This window comes from Microcoleus sp. N9_B4 (assembly GCF_036701635.1).
GTDB lineage: Bacteria > Cyanobacteriota > Cyanobacteriia > Cyanobacteriales > Microcoleaceae > Microcoleus.
Map to the genome: position 1 here is coordinate 14023 of NZ_JAUBRC010000030.1, position 15897 is coordinate 29919.

General features: G+C 44.9%; 20 protein-coding genes. 9 read left to right on the forward strand and 11 right to left on the reverse strand.

Going from position 1 to position 15897, the window contains the following annotated elements; translation table 11 throughout:
• The first annotated feature begins 7 nt into the window (after nt 1–7).
• Nucleotides 8–148, forward strand: coding sequence for a hypothetical protein (locus tag QUA43_RS19790; protein ID WP_333376005.1), 141 nt, complete (start codon nt 8–10; stop codon nt 146–148).
• A 172-nt stretch (nt 149–320) separates the two neighbouring features.
• Here QUA43_RS19790 and QUA43_RS19795 read toward each other — a convergent pair whose 3' ends face one another.
• The 4 genes from QUA43_RS19795 to QUA43_RS19810 form a co-directional block, all read right to left on the reverse strand.
• Nucleotides 321–851 (reverse strand): hypothetical protein, encoded by a 531-nt coding sequence (locus QUA43_RS19795; protein WP_333376006.1) that lies wholly within the window; start codon nt 849–851, stop codon nt 321–323.
• A gap of 23 nt (nt 852–874) precedes the next feature.
• Nucleotides 875–2341, reverse strand: a complete 1467-nt coding sequence (locus tag QUA43_RS19800; RefSeq protein WP_333376007.1) for an AAA family ATPase — start codon at nt 2339–2341, stop codon at nt 875–877.
• Between the two features lie 84 nt (nt 2342–2425).
• The gene (locus tag QUA43_RS19805; RefSeq protein ID WP_333376008.1) at nt 2426–3412 is read right to left on the reverse strand and encodes an aldo/keto reductase; all 987 of its coding nucleotides are present in this window, start codon (nt 3410–3412) and stop codon (nt 2426–2428) included.
• Between the two features lie 174 nt (nt 3413–3586).
• Nucleotides 3587–4495 (reverse strand): alpha/beta fold hydrolase, encoded by a 909-nt coding sequence (locus QUA43_RS19810; protein ID WP_333376009.1) that lies wholly within the window; start codon nt 4493–4495, stop codon nt 3587–3589.
• 94 nt (nt 4496–4589) lie between these two features.
• Here QUA43_RS19810 and QUA43_RS19815 point away from each other — a divergent pair, with 94 nt between their 5' ends.
• Entirely contained in the window at nt 4590–5090 is a 501-nt protein-coding gene (locus tag QUA43_RS19815) for a hypothetical protein (protein ID WP_333376010.1), read from the forward strand.
• A 101-nt stretch (nt 5091–5191) separates the two neighbouring features.
• On the forward strand, nt 5192–5680 hold the full coding sequence (locus QUA43_RS19820; protein WP_333376011.1) for an anti-sigma regulatory factor: 489 nt from the start codon (nt 5192–5194) through the stop codon (nt 5678–5680).
• Between the two features lie 271 nt (nt 5681–5951).
• On the opposite strand, the gene QUA43_RS19825 is transcribed toward QUA43_RS19820, so the two are convergent.
• Entirely contained in the window at nt 5952–6227 is a 276-nt protein-coding gene (locus QUA43_RS19825) for a DUF6439 family protein (protein WP_333376012.1), read from the reverse strand.
• A gap of 219 nt (nt 6228–6446) precedes the next feature.
• On the opposite strand from QUA43_RS19825, the gene QUA43_RS19830 reads away from it, so the two are divergent.
• A complete protein-coding gene (locus tag QUA43_RS19830) occupies nt 6447–6812 on the forward strand; it encodes a DUF2203 domain-containing protein (RefSeq protein WP_333376013.1) in 366 nt (121 codons plus the stop codon).
• Nucleotides 6813–6920: 108 nt separating this feature from the next.
• Nucleotides 6921–8312, forward strand: a complete 1392-nt coding sequence (gene asnS / locus QUA43_RS19835) for an asparagine--tRNA ligase (RefSeq protein WP_333376014.1) — start codon at nt 6921–6923, stop codon at nt 8310–8312.
• Between the two features lie 80 nt (nt 8313–8392).
• Here asnS and QUA43_RS19840 read toward each other — a convergent pair whose 3' ends face one another.
• Genes QUA43_RS19840 through QUA43_RS19850 form a run of 3 tightly spaced genes read right to left on the reverse strand, consistent with a single transcriptional unit; the run spans nt 8393 to nt 11735 of the window.
• A complete protein-coding gene (locus QUA43_RS19840) occupies nt 8393–9874 on the reverse strand; it encodes a pitrilysin family protein (protein WP_333376015.1) in 1482 nt (493 codons plus the stop codon).
• Between the two features lie 13 nt (nt 9875–9887).
• Nucleotides 9888–10130 (reverse strand): hypothetical protein, encoded by a 243-nt coding sequence (locus tag QUA43_RS19845; protein ID WP_333376016.1) that lies wholly within the window; start codon nt 10128–10130, stop codon nt 9888–9890.
• Nucleotides 10131–10139: 9 nt separating this feature from the next.
• Complete coding sequence (locus QUA43_RS19850) at nt 10140–11735, reverse strand: pitrilysin family protein (RefSeq protein WP_333376017.1); 1596 nt, start codon at nt 11733–11735, stop codon at nt 10140–10142.
• Nucleotides 11736–12018: 283 nt separating this feature from the next.
• Between QUA43_RS19850 and QUA43_RS19855 the strand changes: the two genes are divergently transcribed.
• Nucleotides 12019–12636, forward strand: coding sequence for a helix-turn-helix domain-containing protein (locus QUA43_RS19855; protein WP_333056383.1), 618 nt, complete (start codon nt 12019–12021; stop codon nt 12634–12636).
• 91 nt (nt 12637–12727) lie between these two features.
• Here the strand turns inward: QUA43_RS19855 and QUA43_RS19860 are convergent, their stop codons facing one another.
• Entirely contained in the window at nt 12728–13090 is a 363-nt protein-coding gene (locus tag QUA43_RS19860) for a hypothetical protein (protein WP_333376018.1), read from the reverse strand.
• 112 nt (nt 13091–13202) lie between these two features.
• Here QUA43_RS19860 and QUA43_RS19865 point away from each other — a divergent pair, with 112 nt between their 5' ends.
• Nucleotides 13203–13409, forward strand: coding sequence for a hypothetical protein (locus tag QUA43_RS19865; protein WP_333376019.1), 207 nt, complete (start codon nt 13203–13205; stop codon nt 13407–13409).
• Nucleotides 13410–13509: 100 nt separating this feature from the next.
• Here QUA43_RS19865 and QUA43_RS19870 read toward each other — a convergent pair whose 3' ends face one another.
• Nucleotides 13510–13872, reverse strand: coding sequence for a hypothetical protein (locus tag QUA43_RS19870; RefSeq protein WP_333376020.1), 363 nt, complete (start codon nt 13870–13872; stop codon nt 13510–13512).
• 119 nt (nt 13873–13991) lie between these two features.
• Between QUA43_RS19870 and QUA43_RS19875 the strand changes: the two genes are divergently transcribed.
• The gene (locus QUA43_RS19875) at nt 13992–14798 is read left to right on the forward strand and encodes a cobalamin biosynthesis protein (RefSeq protein WP_333376021.1); all 807 of its coding nucleotides are present in this window, start codon (nt 13992–13994) and stop codon (nt 14796–14798) included.
• 4 nt (nt 14799–14802) lie between these two features.
• Here QUA43_RS19875 and QUA43_RS19880 read toward each other — a convergent pair whose 3' ends face one another.
• The gene (locus tag QUA43_RS19880) at nt 14803–15171 is read right to left on the reverse strand and encodes a phage holin family protein (protein ID WP_333083388.1); all 369 of its coding nucleotides are present in this window, start codon (nt 15169–15171) and stop codon (nt 14803–14805) included.
• Between the two features lie 109 nt (nt 15172–15280).
• Between QUA43_RS19880 and QUA43_RS19885 the strand changes: the two genes are divergently transcribed.
• On the forward strand, nt 15281–15778 hold the full coding sequence (locus QUA43_RS19885) for a pentapeptide repeat-containing protein (RefSeq protein ID WP_333376022.1): 498 nt from the start codon (nt 15281–15283) through the stop codon (nt 15776–15778).
• Nucleotides 15779–15897 lie beyond the last annotated feature (119 nt).

The window sequence follows — 15897 nt, forward strand, 5'->3', positions numbered from 1 at the left end:
AGGGGTTGTGGAATTTTCGATTGCTAATGTTCTCGTTTTAGTGGCTTTTGTACTGCTGATAACCGTGACTGGTGGGGTCGCTTATTTGACGGCGGTTGAGTGGCGCGATCGCAGGCGGTTAGATAACGCTAAACGGAAAAAAAAGTAGCTCTTTGCTGTTGACAAATCGCATTCTTTATGATATACGACAAGGCGACCTGGTTGGCTCGCCTTGTTTTGTGATTTGGGGAGTTTTCACCCGAGAGGTGCAAAGAAAGAGATAACCTAGGTGTGGCGCTTCAAAAACATCTTATTGAATAGCCTTAATTGACCGATTTTTTCTACTTTTTATTTTTCCGCTTCCCTCCACTTGGTTTAGATTGGATTCCCCGCAACAAATTACCTAAAGCATCATTACTTCTGTTATTAAAATCAAAATTATTTTTCCCAAACTCCTTTAATAACTTTCTCTGATATTCCTCATGTTCGTAGGGTAAAGAACCGGCACACGCATAAATAAATGCTTTTGCCGTATAACTTTTTTGCAGATGTACCTTGAAAGTATTGTATGTATTAATTACTTGCTTTGTGCCATGACCTAAATCACTTATACTATCTTTTAATTCTACAAAACAGATAACGCGCTCGCTGTCTTTAGCGTAAAACACTATCAGGTCGCACATTTGTTCACCTTTTTTCATTCCCCATAACAATTCACGCAGCTTACAACCAGGGTTTGATTGGTCATCTATGTTAAAAAAAAGTATTGTTTCGCCCGGTCTGGTATCTACTTTTACTGAAGCATTACTTTCCTTAAAATCGGTTTTACCTGGAAGTAAACAGCAGGATAAAAGCAAAGTTTCAAAAGGCATTAACTGTCTCTCAATCATGAATTTTAATTCAGTAAATTAGCATAAATGCGAGAAACATCATCAGACACTTGACCAAAAGTTTCCCAATTTATTGTACCTTCTTCACTGATAATGTTTTTGGCTGTGCCATCCTCAAACAAATAGACTGAAACTTTTTCTTGAGAAATAAAAGCATCTGTTCGCTCTAAATAAAACATTTCTTTAATGCTATCTGGATCTTCATGCTTAGCTGCTTGCATGAGATTAGCAAGATGGTCAACAATGTACGGACTGTGGGTTGTAATTAAGACGTGCAATCCAGCATTGACTAACATTGCCAAAAATTCAGCTATCTCTACTTGAGCCGCTGGATGTAAATTCATTTCTGGTTCATCAATTATCAGTAACTCATTTGGTTTAACTAAATAGCGCAAACAGAGAACTAATGGAGCTAATTCTTTTACCATTGAAGAAACAATAGGCATCTCCAATTTGGTACTTTCTTTCGGTTGAAAAAGTAGTTCTTTTCGCAATTCGGATGTTTCAAAGCCGACCTTTCCTTGTAAAATCTCCTTTTCCAAAAAATCAGCTAAGTTGATATATTCCTGTAATCGAGGATTTTGTTTTATTTCCTCTTCTCTGTCTTTTTTTTGATAGATTGTTAAAATCATCTCCAAAAAACGCTTTACTGGTTCCAGTAAAGGCGTTCCTCTTCGTTCAAATTCAGATTTATCTCTCTCTTTTAAAGGTTCTTCGATTCTAACTTCTCGAAGTTGAAAAGAGCTAAATGGCAAAGTTATAAAAGTAGTCCTTTCAGTAGGGAATATATGTATACAATCATAAATTGAGCGGTGAAGCATCTGAAAAATTTCCTGACTTATGAACTGCTTAATCGCTGTTTTAGGCAGCTTATTCAAATCTTTGCTTCCTGCTGAATAAAAGTATAATATTGTTTCGCCTGATTCTTTCACAGAATTTAGTAAGCCCAAAGAAATTTCTCTCTGGACAGAAACTAACTTTATCCTTTCCAAAAACTCTAATTTTGTTTCTTCCAACTTAAAATCTACTTGCAAATTTTTAAAATCTGCTCGTTCTGTAGCCATAAAAGAGCGCATCCAGTTGGGAGCCAAACGAGCCACATCATTAATATAAATTTCGGCACAGTCATTAGCAAATTCAATCATATCAATTTGTGCATTACCTTCATCAAAAAGTTGCTGAAGTGCGCTATCTATGATTGGATATGTCTGTTGGGTTTTACCGTCAAGATAAGCTTTCAAGTAATTTCTGTATCCCTGCTGTCCGAGGATCGCTGACAAAGTGTATGCAGCCCATGTTTTCCCTTCACCATTACGACCAATAAAAACAGTTAAAGGCTTTAAATCAATTTCAGCTTTTTCAACAACGCCTAAGTTTCTAATTTCTAATTTCATTAAAAAATGTCCTGTTGATAAACTATCAGATGGAGAGGAACCTGAAAGGGTTAGTTTTATTGATGTTTCGTTCGTCAACCCATTATACCTGGATTGGTGATTCCTGTTCAATATTAACAGCAAGTAGAGCGGCGACGAGCGCCGCCTTTGGCAACATCAGATCTAAGTCCACTGTCTGAAAAATGTATTTTCTTGCCAAGCGGCGGCGGTGCGTTTTTCAAGTGCTGCCATTTCTGTTGTGTTCAGGGGTTGGAATGCTTGGGCAATTTTTAAGTTTTCTTCTAATTGCTTTACTGAGTCGGCGGCGATGATGCAGCAGTGCACGCCGGGAAGTGAAAGCGTGTAGCCCATTGCTTGGTGCATTCCATCTAAAACACCGTTTTGAAATAATTTGCCGTAAGCGGGTATTTTCATGGCTATGACGCCGATGTTTTTGGCTTTGGCTACTGGTAAAGCGCTGGTAACAAAGGAGCGCGGATGATGTTTTTCGGCGGCGTTGAGGGAGATTAATGTTGTGTCGAAAGGATAGCGCTCCAGGCCTGCCACAATGATAGCAGGTTCGTGGTGTCCGGTGATGCCGGAAAAACGAATAATTTTTTGCTGTTTGGCTTCTTCTATCGCCTTTATTGCTCCTTTGGTACTGAAAATTTGGTCTAATTCGGCTTGGAATGAGACGTGGTGGAGTTGCCACAAGTCTAGTCGATCGGTTTGCAATCTTTTGAGCGATTGTTCTAAGTCTCTCCACGCGCCATCTCTGTCTCTGGCGGAGGTTTTTGTGGCTAGGAATATGCGCGATCGATATTTGGGCAAAACTTTGCCTAAGTTTTCTTCGCTGGGCCCGTACTCGGCCGCCGTGTCAAAATAGCGAATGCCTAGTTCGATCGCGCGTTCAATTTGTACCGCCGCTTCTGCTTCTCTTCCCGGCTGCGACAGCGGTGTTTGTCCGCCTCCCCCCAAACCGAAAATCGGCACTTTCACGCCGGTGTTGCCTAACAGTCGTTCTGGCATTTTTACTGTGGTGGCCGCCTGGTTATTGGGTGCGGCTGCGATTTCCCGATCCTGCTGTTCGATCGCCTTAGCACCTGCAATGCCGCCTGCAACAGCTATACTGCTCAATATAAAATTGCGGCGAGTCTTTTTGCGGGTCATTGTTTCCGTCTCCTCAGAATGTTTGAGTTGAGATTAACCAGAAAGTTAAATTAAGTCATCAGTCATTAGTCATTAGTCAGTAGTCAGTAGTCAGTAGTCAGTAGTCAGTAGTCAACAGTTAACCGTTAACAGTCAACCGTCAACCGTCAACCGTCAACCGTCAACCGTCAACCGTCAACCGTCAACAATGCCCTTATCAATTATCCATGCGCGAATCAGTTCGTTTATCTGTTCTGGTACTTCGTCGTGGGGACAGTGACCGGCTTTGATAAAGTGTTCTGTTAACTGCGGATAGTGTTTGCGAAATTTGGCGCTTCTGTCTGTGGAATTCATCCACGGATCGCCTTCTCCCCACAGCATTAGCAACGGGCAGGTTAATTGACTAAGTAATACGTCAATTTTTTCGCCTTGGGGTGTTCGGAATACGGAGGCGAATACTTTGGGGGCACCGGGATCGCAGGAGGGAAGGTATATTTCTTCTACTAATTGGTCTGTGACGGCGCTTTGGTCGAGATAAACTTTTTCTAGGGTTTTCCGAATGGTCGATCGCTGGCGCACGTACTGGAACAGCAGAAAACTTGCCCAATCTTGCTGAAATAAGGTTTTAGCTACTGCAGATATGGCTTTTTGCAAGGGCGGGGCTTCGGGTGCGGGCTGCGGTTCGCTGAAGGGGCCGGCGCTGTTGATTAATATGAGTCCGGCTGCTGATTCGGGGCGCTGGGCTGCTACACACAAGGCGGCGTAGCCTCCGAGGGAGTTCCCGGCTAGTACGGCGGGCCGGCCGATGATGTTGGTGATAAAGTCGTGGAGTTGGTCGCGCCAGAGGTCGCCACTGTACTGCAATTCGGGTTTTGCCGATCGCCCGAATCCCAAAAGGTCGATCGCCCACACTTCAAAGTCTTTGCTCAGCCCGCTGATATTTTTGCGCCAGTGGTCTGTGGATGCTCCAAAACCGTGAATTAACAGCAGGGGAGGGCGTTCTGGATGCCGATCGCTGGATCTAACGTAGTACACTGAATGCCCCCGCCACTGCCAGTAAGTGCCGGCTATGGGGGCTGCGGTGATGGCTGGGGTTGTTTGCATAATGTAAAGAAATAATTATTTACTTTAACTATTGTATCGCGATATTCAGATTTATATAGTTTGACCAACGCCTCGGAGTTTCGCCAGCAAAGGATTGGTCAATTTGGGCGAATTGGGATCTCGCGCTCGCCCGCACTCAGAAGCAATAAGTTTTGTAACGAATATTGATTTTGTGAGGGGCGCAGCAATGGGAGATATTTGGCCCGATCGCATTTGGGAAAATAAATCGGGTTTTGGCTGCAACATACCTAGGTATGATGATTTTGCTGTTTGGCGGGCTGAGCAAGTTCTGGGCGATGGCGCAAAGCAGCGGCTGCTAGGGTCAAACCTGATTGGCGAGGGTCAAGGGATCGACTTTTTTATAGTTATTTACGAGCTTTTCCAGGTGGGGATCGTTTGTTCAAGAGGTGTTGACGGCTTCGGGGATGCAGCTAGCCGTTTGGTTGCTACTTGGCAAAAGCTGAGCTCAAAAAATTCGCTGCTGGGAGAACTTATAAGTAAAATTACTGATGGTTCTCTGCAGAAGTTTCTCAGAATCGCTGAATATTTTGTGACGTGGTTTGCTGTTCTTAATTGCTTGGATACTCTAAGATAGAAGTAGAGCTGCGCCGCTCAATTAATTAGCATTTTGAATACTAGGGAGCCAACTATGCAGGGTGTGAACTTTATCCACCTGACAGTTAGGGAGTTTTCTGAGTGATTGCTATTTCACCTCGTCCCGTCGGACGCAATTGGATTACGATTAGCTTCGCTTCTACCCTATACCTTTGTCCTATTTTGGATCTGCTCCTAGCAGAGCTTCCGGATCACTGGCAAGCGGAATTGCGGTTGGGGCTTCAAGAAGCTTTGGTAAATGCTGCTAAGCATGGAAACAAGTTAGACCCCGGTAAAACTGTTGGAGTCCGTTTTTCGATCGTCCAAAACCAATATTGGTGGGTGATATCGGATGAAGGTTCTGGCTTTAATGCCCCTTGCAGTTGCAACCTTTATACCGATGATTGCGACAGTCTCCTAGCAGAGGACGTTGCAGATAACTCTGGACTACCCCATGTGGAACAGGAATGCGGTAGGGGGTTGTTTATTCTTTACCAAATATTCGATCGGGTAGAGTGGAATTCTCAAGGTACAGAGTTACGGCTGTGCAAAGAACTTCCCAGTCGCTACCGGCTGCCTCGCTTGCGCTAGAACTGCTATTTGGCAGCAGTTTTTACCTCAGCTAGACCTGGAATTTTTTTCGTTCCCTGGCTGAACCTTGCAGTGAGAATTTGAACGCTCTGGCTATTGATAGCTGATCATAATGCAAAATGTGAGTTTTGAGTTAAAAAAGTATAAATCTTTTGAACTCACAATCGCGCTGCTCGATCGAGCGGCGCGATTGTCTAAGTTTTGAGCGACTACTCAAGTCAAAACTCCCAAATCAAAACCGCGAAGCGTTACGAACAACGAAGCAATCTAATTATTTGCCGTGGGTGGGACAGGGAGGAGCAGATATCGATCGATCCAGCCATCCTGCAGCTTGGTTTAAGCGCGGGAGAGCTTCTTCGGGCTGTTTTTTGAGCAAAAAGACCAAAGCGGCCGCGGCTTGCTCTCCGGCCCGCGCAGAACGGTTGGCTTTGAGGCGATGCCAATCTTTTTCCGGGATGGCGAGGCGCGCGGCTAGAGCTTGGGCTAGTTCTACCGTACTCAGATCGTTGAGGTTGACAGTTTGGGTTGTTTGTGTAGTTTCAAGCATAGGTGGTAAGGAAGAAGGAAGAAGGAAGAAGGAAGAAGGAAGAAGGAAAATGCGAGAAAATCAAGGGTTTCAGCAATTAAAAACGTTTGAAATGCCGATAAAGTTGCTATACTTATGTCTATTTGGCTAGAGTTCGTTAATTTAGAAAATATACTGCATATAATAACAACTTAATGGGAAATCGGTTTTTTTTTATTATTGTCGGGTTTGCAGATCGAAATGCCTCAACAGCCGTCAGAGTTAAATCGGGAAGAGCAAGAAAGTGAGTTTGTTCAAGCGATCGCAGCAGTTGAGCGATCGCTCGCAGCAGTCAAAGAACGGTACACTCAAATTCAGGTCGATCGACAGCGCCAAATCGAACTCGGCCATCGCCGCGAAGAAATCCGCCAGTCCAAGCGCCAAAATCCATTGCCGCAACTCAAAAAAGAATTGCGGGAAATTGAGCAAGAATTGGAAACTATCGAGTTGAATTTAGAAAGCAGCCTGTTTTCTTGGGGAAGCATAAAACAACCTTTTTGGCAAGCAGTTCGGTTTGGAGGGCTTGGCATTTTGATCGGTTGGATTTTGAAATCCTACGCAGGTTAAAATTGGAAGTTAAGATTTGTAGGGGCGGGTTTTACCAACCATAATCGCCTGAAACTAATTATCTCGTAAACCCGCCCCCTATTAGTTTGATAAACAGGAGTGGATATTATGACAACTCAACGAATAGCAGCAATTTTGCGCGCTGGTGAACCCGACGAAACTGTAACTGTTCAAGGCTGGGTTCGCACTAAGCGCGAATTGAAAGAATTTGCTTTTGTCGAAGTCAACGATGGTTCGGCGATGGCTAACTTGCAAGTAGTCATAAATTCAGATTTGCCAGACTTTGAAAATGTACTCAAACAACTGAATACAGGTGCATCTTTAGAAGTGTCGGGAGTGCTGGTAGCATCTCCGGCAAAAGGACAGCGAATTGAGTTGAAAGCCTCACAAGTACAAGTTTACGGCGATGCAGACCCGCAAACTTATCCGCTGCAAAAAAAGCGGCATTCCTTTGAATTTTTGCGAACAATCGCGCATTTGCGGCCGCGCACAAACACCCACGGTGCTGTCTTTCGAGTCCGCAATGCTTGTTCGGCGGCGGTACACCAATTTTTTCAAGAACGCGGTTTTTTGTGGGTTCACACTCCGATTATTGCTGCTAGCGACTGCGAAGGTGCGGGGGAAATGTTCGCTGTTACCAATTTTGATTTAAAGAATGTGCCGCGCACTGATTCGCAAGAGGTTGATTATTCTCAAGACTTTTTTGGAAAGCGCGCTTATTTAACAGTTAGCGGCCAGTTGGAAGCGGAAGTTATGGCGATGGCTTTCGGAAATGTTTACACTTTTGGCCCGACTTTCCGAGCGGAAAATTCTAATACTTCGCGACATTTGGCTGAGTTTTGGATGATTGAACCGGAGATGGCTTTCTGCGATCTGCAGGGAGATATGGATTTGGCTGAGGCGTTTTTAAAGTATATTTTTAAATACGTTTTGGAGCGTTGCCCGGAAGATATGGAGTTTTTCAACGAACGCATTGACAAAACGGTTTTGGCTACTGCTGAAAATATCATTAATAATCAGTTTGAGCGGATTACTTATACCGAGGCGATCGCACTTTTGGAAAAAGCAGACAAAAAGTTTGATTTTCCGGTAAGTTGGGGCTTGGACTTGCAGTCCGAACACGAGCGTTATTTGGCTGAGGACTTGTTTAAAAAGCCGACAATTGTCAGCGATTATCCCGTCGGAATTAAAGCATTTTATATGCGTTTAAATGAGGACGAGAAAACCGTGCGAGCAATGGATGTTTTGGCTCCTAATATTGGGGAAATAATCGGCGGTTCGCAGCGGGAAGAAAGGCTGGATGTGTTGGAGCGGCGCATGGAAGCCCAGGGTATGAATAAGGAGGAATTGTGGTGGTATTTGGATTTGCGCCGCTACGGTACTGTGCCTCACGCTGGGTTTGGTTTGGGATTTGAACGGTTAGTACAGTTTATGACGGGAATGGGGAATATTCGGGATGTGATTCCGTTTCCGAGAGCGCCTTTGAGCATTGATTTTTAGTTGAGGATTGTGCGGGAAAACGTAGGGACACGGCATTGCCGTGTCCTTACACGGATCTGCGACTCATAATCACAAATAAATTAAGTCGCTGGGGGAATTGTGATATCAACAGATTCCACTTTGACCGAAGTTCCCAAACTCGATAACGGCGGTTGAATAGCGGCAGTATTTCCGACTACTAATGTTACCAAATTTTCCGGTTTCAAGTAAGTCTTGGCTACGCGCTGCACGTCGGCAATTGTTGCTGCTTCGATGCTGCGGCGGTAGCGAAAAATGAAATCTTCGGGATAACCGTAGTATTCATAGCGCATTAATCGCGACAAAGTTTGACTGGGATTTTCAAATTTGAAAATGAAAGAATTTAGGGTGGAATCTTTAGCAAAAGCTAATTCTTCCGGGGTAATTGGTTCGGTGCGGATACGATCGATCTCGGCGCGAATTGCCTGGATAAACGGTACTGTGGCATCCGATCGCGTTTGGCCTCCAGCGACAAACACCCCCGGATAGTCATATCTCGGACTCCAAGCCGCGTATACTGAATAAGCTAAGCCTTGGCGCGATCGCACATTATTAAACAAACGCCCGCCGAAACCGTTGAGAACCCCATTCATCACGTCCAAAGCACCGTAATCTGGACTGCTGAGCATTCCGCCCAAATGTCCTATCTGCACGTAACTTTGACTTAATTGCGGCTGATTTACCAAAAATATGCCGCCGTCCTTTGCTGGCGATACCGTTGGTAACGGCGGCACTTCTGCACTTTGATTCGGTTGCCAGTTGCCGAATTTTTGCTCGACGAGCGATCGCATTTTAGCTGTATCAAAGTCGCCAGAAATACCCAAAATCATATTCTTGGGATGGAAATATTTCTGGTAGAAACTCACCAAATCGTCGCGGGAAATATTGGCGAGGGTTTTGTATTCTACCGTGCGCGCGTAAGGACTGCGATCGCCGTAAATTAACTTGTCAAACTCGCGACCGGTAATACCGTTAGGATCGTCATTGCGGCGGGCGATGCCACCTTGAGTCTGATTCTTCGCTAAATCTAACTTTTCCTGAGCAAATATTGGCTCCCGAATCACTTCCGCAAATAAGTCAAACACGGGTTCCACATCTTCAGCTAAAGCACTAAAATTAGCGCTGCCCGAACTAACATCAATCCCCGTTTCTACTGAAGCTGCTCGCTGTTCTAGCAACTGATTTAGTTCATCAGCCGTATGCCGGCTAGTGCCACCAGTTCGCATCACTTCTCCCGTCAAACCTCCCAATCCAATTTTATCGGCAGGTTCAAAGCGATCGCCCGTGCGAAATAGCGCCGTTCCCCCGACTAACGGGAGTTCCCGGTCTTCCATCAGATACACTCGGATGCCATTTTTTAGCTCGAAGCGAGTGTATTTAGGCAGTTTAATTTCAGCCAGCGGGGGAAATGTTAATTCGTCGTAGTGTTTGGGTGCCGCCGCAAAGGAAGGTAACAAATTAAACGTGCCAAGTGAAACAGTAAAAAAGCAAAGCGACAGCAGAAATAACTTTACTTTTTTCAGTCTCAATTTAGTCCTTTTCATTCTTTCTCCTAAGTTATACATTCTGACAAGTGTTGACTGTTCGCTGTTCGCTGTTGACTGTTGACTGTTGACTGTTCGCTGTTGACTGTTGACTGTTAATTACTAACAACTGCCAACTGCCAACTAACAACTGCCAACTAACAACTGCCAACTGCCAACTAACAACTAACAACTGCCAACTAACAACTGCCAACTGACAACTGCCAACTGACAACTGCCAACTGACAACTGACAACTGCCAACTGCCAACTGACAACTGACTTCTTTACAGTGGCAAAAGCTTACCAATCGTGCGATTTTCCGGGCGGAAAGTTGCCTGAGCGACACGCTGAATGTCAGCGGGAGTAACAGCCGCGATCGCATCCAATTCCTTGAACAAATTTCGCCACGAACCGGTGTTTACTTGATAGTCCACCAGCGCAAATGCCATGCCCATATTAGAATTGAGCGATCGCAATAAATCGGCTCTCGCCTGAGTTTTCACGCGCTCCAATTCCAACTCAGAAACCGGCTCTGTTTTCAGGCGCTCGATTTCCTTGCTCAAAGCGGAGGCTACTTCATCAACCGTGCGGCCCGGAGCAGTTTGAGCGTAAAATAACATCAAATTCGGATACTTTTCCCCCGGATAACCGCTGAAACCTTGAGCAGCCAGCGCCAATTGCTGCTCTTCTACCAAAGATTTGTAAAGCCGAGAAGTGCGGCCATCGCTGAGCAAAGAACCCATCATTTCATAAATGGCATTGTCGGGATGATTCATTGCCGGTTTGTGGTATCCTTCCAAATACCAAGGTTGAGTTTTTAATTGCAGCGTGACTTCCTTAGTTTGCGTTTGGGGAGGTTCGACAATCTCCAATTCTGGAGGCGCTGGTGAAGCCTTGTAACGGCCGAAATAAATTTGAGCTAGTCGCTTCACCTCCGAAGCTTTCACGTCTCCTACCACTGCCACAGTCAGCTTGCTGGGGACGTAGTGAGTCTCGAAAAACTTCTGCACGTCGCTGCGGCTGAGGTTTTTAATGTCTTCAGTGTAGCCAATTACGGGGCGGCGGTAGGGATGAGCAGAGAAAGCTTTGTTAGCAAAAACTTCAACCATTTGTCCGATCGGAGAATTCTCGGTTCGCAGCCTGCGCTCTTCTAAAATTACCTGTTTTTCCTTGTAAAATTCCCGAAATACTGGTTCTAGAAATCGCTCGGATTCCAGCGACATCCACATTTCTAACTTATTAGCTGGAAGGCTGTAAAAATACATTGTGGCATCGGTGGAAGTAGCGGCATTTAGTCCGACTCCGCCTGCTTGTTCCACTATTTTGCCGAGTTCATTGCGCTTGACAAATTGCGAAGCTTCGGCTTCAACTTTGTCAAATTCTGCTTTTAATTGGGCGACTTCTTCCGTTTTGCCGCTGGCCTTGGCTGCTTGCATTTGCTCGAAGAGTTGGTCTTGTTTTTCTAGCAGCGGCTTTTCGGCTTGGTAGTCGGTAGTGCCGATTTTTGGCGTGCCTTTGAAGGCTAAATGTTCGAGATAGTGAGCGACGCCTGTTTGGCCGTCGGGTTCGTTTGCCCCACCCACATCGGCGTGAATCAGAAACGATGCTACGGGCGCTCTGGGCCTTTCGAGTACGATGAATTTCATGCCGTTGTCGAGCTTAAATTCGCTGACTTGGCTGATTACTCGATCGAGCGACGGTTGAACAGAGACTGTTTGGGAGCCGCTAGCGGGGTTGGGGCGGGCGAGGGCGATTTCGGGAGAAATGCCCCACCACAGCAGTACAGCGGCCAGCAGGGAGGCAATGAATCGAGTTTGGCGATCGGCCGATTCCCTACGGGATAGCTTCGCTTCACGGGGTTTTTGGAACTGCGGGGTCATTCGATTTTAGATTTTAGATTTTAGATTTTGGAGTGTCAAACAAAAAAATGTTTGTGCTCGGTGGCCAGGGATTCTTTTCTCAGGATAAAGATTTTTGGAGGCATAAGCGATCTGTTGCGCCGCAGATGTTAGGCTGATACAGCAAATCTCAAAAAGGGTCTGAGGCCCGGCGAGGAGTTTTAAGTTTGGGATAAAAGCCGCGCACAACTTAAAACTTAACATTAATTTAGCCCTTCAGTCCCGAGCCCGTAGTTCCAAGTCGCAAATTACCGATTGCAAAGCCATGCGAATTTTTAATCAGTCTCCTCCTTCTGAAACAGAAACCAAGAAGCGGATTTTACAAGCCGCTCAGCGGTTGTTTGCCCGCAGCGGATACGACGGCACGACAACTCGCGATTTAGCAGCGGCGGCGGGGGTGGCAGAGGGTACGCTATTTCGGCATTTTGATAATAAAAAAGCGATTTTGATTGAGGTGGCGACGGAAGGATGGGTGGAGTTGCTGACGGATTTGCTGACTGAATTAAGCGAGATGGGCAGTTACAAAGCAGTGGCTCAGGTGATGCGGCGGCGGATGCTGAATATCCGCGAGAATAGCGACATGATGCGGGTGTGTTTTTTGGAAGCGCAATTTCACCCGGATTTGCGCGACAGAATTCAGTTGGAAGTCATCGGAAAAATGAGCGATGTTGCTGAGGCTTTTTTTGAAACGGCGATGGAAAAAGGAGTTTATCGGAAGATGAATCCGAAGATTGTCGCTCAGGTATTTTTGGGAATGTTTGCAGTGGCAGGTTTCAGTCAAAATACGATTATGGAGCCGAATGCTTCACCCCAGGAAATGCAGGAAATGGCCGAAGGACTCGCAGATATTTTTCTGAATGGGGTTTTACAGAAAGATGAATGATGAGTCATTAGTTATTGGTTATTTGTTGGTTGTTACTTATTGGTGATTATAATTAATAACCAATAACCAATAACCAGTCACTAATCCCCAATTACTCTATAAACTCGTACATCTTTTGCACCCACTTCTCCCGATTATCCTGCCATTCATCCGTCACTACTTCCCAAGTTGTATTGCTTTCAAGTTCCAGCAATAGACTTGATACTTCTTCCAGCGTCGATGCTATATGACATTCTTCAACCCAACTTTCACGGATCATTTTCCAGAGACTTTGTACCGCTTCTCGCTGAAAATTTGATTCTAATTCAACTAGCAATTTGGCTAGGTGTTTTTCGTCACTTGCTGCTGACACCTCGCTCATCCAACAGTCACGACGTTCTTTCCATTCTTCCCTCACTGCGTCCCAGTTTAGGTGGGCTTGAAACTCTAACAGTAATTGGTTTAGTTCTACCATATTAAATTTGGTCTTGTTTGCAGTTTGTGCTATTTTTGTACAAATTTTATTGATTGAAAGTGTTGGTTTTTTATAATGAGCGATGTGGCTGAGGCTTTATTTGGAAACAGCGATGGAAAAACAAGTTTATCCCAAGATGAATCCGAAAATTGTAGCTCAGGTATTTGTGGGAATGTTGGCAGTCGCGCCCTTCAGTCAAAATACGATTATGGAGCCGAATGCTTTTCGGCAGCAAATGCAGGAAAGGACTGAAGGAGTCGCAGATATTTTTCTGAATAGGGTTTTTCAGAAAGATGAAGAATTAGTCATTAGTCATTAGTCATTAGTCATTAGTCAGTTGTCAGTTGTCATTAGTCATTAATCATTGGGCAATTTTAGAGCCTGAAAACGTAATAGCTACAGGCTCGGACTCGTCGAAACTACTCGTTAAAGTTGTGCAGTTGCTGTACCCAATTCTCGCGAGTTTGCTGCCATTCATCAGCCATAGCTTCCGAATTTATATTGGTTTCAAGTTCCAGCAATAAACTTGATACTTCTTGAACAATTGATGCTCCCAGACATTCTTCTACCCAACGGTTCCGACGCTCTTGCCACTGAATATCAACCGATTCTCCCTGCAAGTTTGATTCCAATTCAACTAGCAATTCTGCTAGATATGTCAGGTTAACTGATGCTGCCACATCGCTCACCCAACTTGGCCGGCGCTCTTTCCATTCTTTTTTCACTCCTTCCGATTTGAGGTTGCTTTCAAGCTCTAACACTAACTGATTTAGTTCTACCATCTTAAATGTTTGACTTTTTGTAGTTTCTGCTACAATTCTACCATGATTTTAAATAAACAGAGTGTTAATTTTTTGACAGATTGCGGTCGCAGTGAAACTACAGAATAGATAACTGAATAATGAGCGATGAATTTACTTTAGATATGCTAGACATTCCCAGCGGTTGGAGGCGGGGCGAAGGTGACTGGACTGGAGTGGCGGCGGCTATGGCTAGAGGGGAAACTGTTGAAGTAATTCAAGAAGTGGGTTCTACTTTGTGGCAAAACAGTCTGCCAGAAAAACATTCTTTGTATTGGGAGGGGGAAAATCTATCAACTATCAAAGCCCGAATTTGGATTAGTTTCACCCAGAGAAGATTTTCGCCGGAATCTGCTTTGCCAAAGGTTCAGTGGCATCCGAGAGTGTTGTGGATAGGGATAGGTTGTGAACGTGGAACAGGGCGAGAATTAATCGAAACTGCGATTAAACAAGTATGCCGTGCTTACCATTTAGCGGAAAGTGCGATCGCAGGTATTGCTACAATAGACACTAAAGCAGGTGAAGTCGGCTTGCTGGAACTTTGTGAAGCCCGAAACTGGCCGTTAAAAACCTTTGCGGCTGACATTTTAAGTTCAGTAGAAGTCCCCAATCCTTCAAATATTGTAGTCAAACAAGTCGGGACGCCCAGCGTAGCAGAAGCTGCGGCACTTTGTGCGATCGCACAGATATCTTGTACCATTCTCAACAACAGGCAAGATGCCTGTGAAGCCAAGAGTGAATCTGCTTGTGGGGTGGGTATCCTACCCGCCCGTGAAAGGCTTTTAGTCCCTAAACAAATATTTCGCAACAAAAATCCCCCCCTTTCACAAGGAGGGGTTAGGGCGGGTTCTGCGGTAACAGTAGCGGTTGCAGTTTGCCCGATCGAATATCTGGAGTATCTGGGATAATGTATTACTGAGACAAAGTATTGGCATTCACAAATCGACCAATCAACCCAGAAACAAATGACAACACAATGGAACCAAACAAAGCCGGCCAAAAACCGTTAACCGCAAAGCCGATATTGAACGCACCCGCCAACCAGGAAGCCAGGGAAAGCGAAATTGCATTCACAACGAATAAAAACAAACCTAAAGTAATAATGGTCAAAGGCAGCGTCAGCAATGTAAGAATCGGTCTGACAACCGCGTTCACCAATCCGATAACAACAGCAGCCACCATCGCAGCCGGAAAGCTAACCACCGAAATACCTGGTACAATGTTAGCGGTAATGATCAGCGACACCGCTGCTACTATCCAAGTTAAGAAAAAACTTAGCATATGTTTTTTTCCATCTCCATCACTATTAATTAAGATTGTACCTGTTTAGTCGATCGACCAAAGTTCGGGATACACTACGAAATACCCACCTTCCGAGAATATCAGACTTATGAAACTCCGGCAACTAGCAGCATTCCTATTCGCGCTAACTATCTTCATCCTGCCGCAGCCAGCCCAGGCTCAATCTAAATATTACGCTCCGCCGCTGTCCTTTAGCAACGCCGAACTGACAAGACGCGATTTTTCTGGTCAAATGCTGCGGGCTGCGGAGTTTTCTAACGCTAATATGGATTTGACTAATTTTTCTAATGCGGATTTGCGGGGAGCAATTATGAGCGCTTCGGTGATGACTCAGGCGAATTTGCACGGCGCCAATTTAACTAATGCAATGATAGATCAAGTTAAATTTACTAATGCCGATTTAAGTGATGCAATTTTAGCAGAAACAATTTTGCTGCGTTCTACTTTTGACGGAGTTGATATCACCGGCGCTGACTTTACCGACGCAATTATGGACGGATCACAAGTTAAAGAATTGTGTACAAAGGCAAGTGGGATTAATTCTCAAACTGGGATTTCTACTCGCGATTCTTTGGGCTGCCGCTGATATCATCTCCGGTCAATTACTGATGATTGTTTGTTGGGTGGGGGCGGGTTTTTGAGATTGTTTGTTTGGGGCAATTATGGTTGGTGGAACCCGCCCCTACGAAACCATATTTTGTAGGG

Bases quoted from the DNA above. Each gene is read 5' to 3' on its own strand.
- QUA43_RS19795 (WP_333376006.1), bottom strand. From the start codon at position 851: ATGCCTTTTGAAACTTTGCTTTTATCCTGCTGTTTACTTCCAGGTAAA.
- QUA43_RS19805 (WP_333376008.1), bottom strand. From the start codon at position 3,412: ATGACCCGCAAAAAGACTCGCCGCAATTTTATATTGAGCAGTATAGCT.
- QUA43_RS19810 (WP_333376009.1), bottom strand. From the start codon at position 4,495: ATGCAAACAACCCCAGCCATCACCGCAGCCCCCATAGCCGGCACTTAC.
- QUA43_RS19825 (WP_333376012.1), bottom strand. From the start codon at position 6,227: ATGCTTGAAACTACACAAACAACCCAAACTGTCAACCTCAACGATCTG.
- QUA43_RS19830 (WP_333376013.1), top strand. From the start codon at position 6,447: ATGCCTCAACAGCCGTCAGAGTTAAATCGGGAAGAGCAAGAAAGTGAG.
- asnS (WP_333376014.1), top strand. From the start codon at position 6,921: ATGACAACTCAACGAATAGCAGCAATTTTGCGCGCTGGTGAACCCGAC.
- QUA43_RS19840 (WP_333376015.1), bottom strand. From the start codon at position 9,874: ATGAAAAGGACTAAATTGAGACTGAAAAAAGTAAAGTTATTTCTGCTG.
- QUA43_RS19850 (WP_333376017.1), bottom strand. From the start codon at position 11,735: ATGACCCCGCAGTTCCAAAAACCCCGTGAAGCGAAGCTATCCCGTAGG.
- QUA43_RS19855 (WP_333056383.1), top strand. From the start codon at position 12,019: ATGCGAATTTTTAATCAGTCTCCTCCTTCTGAAACAGAAACCAAGAAG.
- QUA43_RS19860 (WP_333376018.1), bottom strand. From the start codon at position 13,090: ATGGTAGAACTAAACCAATTACTGTTAGAGTTTCAAGCCCACCTAAAC.
- QUA43_RS19865 (WP_333376019.1), top strand. From the start codon at position 13,203: ATGGAAAAACAAGTTTATCCCAAGATGAATCCGAAAATTGTAGCTCAG.
- QUA43_RS19870 (WP_333376020.1), bottom strand. From the start codon at position 13,872: ATGGTAGAACTAAATCAGTTAGTGTTAGAGCTTGAAAGCAACCTCAAA.
- QUA43_RS19875 (WP_333376021.1), top strand. From the start codon at position 13,992: ATGAGCGATGAATTTACTTTAGATATGCTAGACATTCCCAGCGGTTGG.
- QUA43_RS19880 (WP_333083388.1), bottom strand. From the start codon at position 15,171: ATGCTAAGTTTTTTCTTAACTTGGATAGTAGCAGCGGTGTCGCTGATC.
- QUA43_RS19885 (WP_333376022.1), top strand. From the start codon at position 15,281: ATGAAACTCCGGCAACTAGCAGCATTCCTATTCGCGCTAACTATCTTC.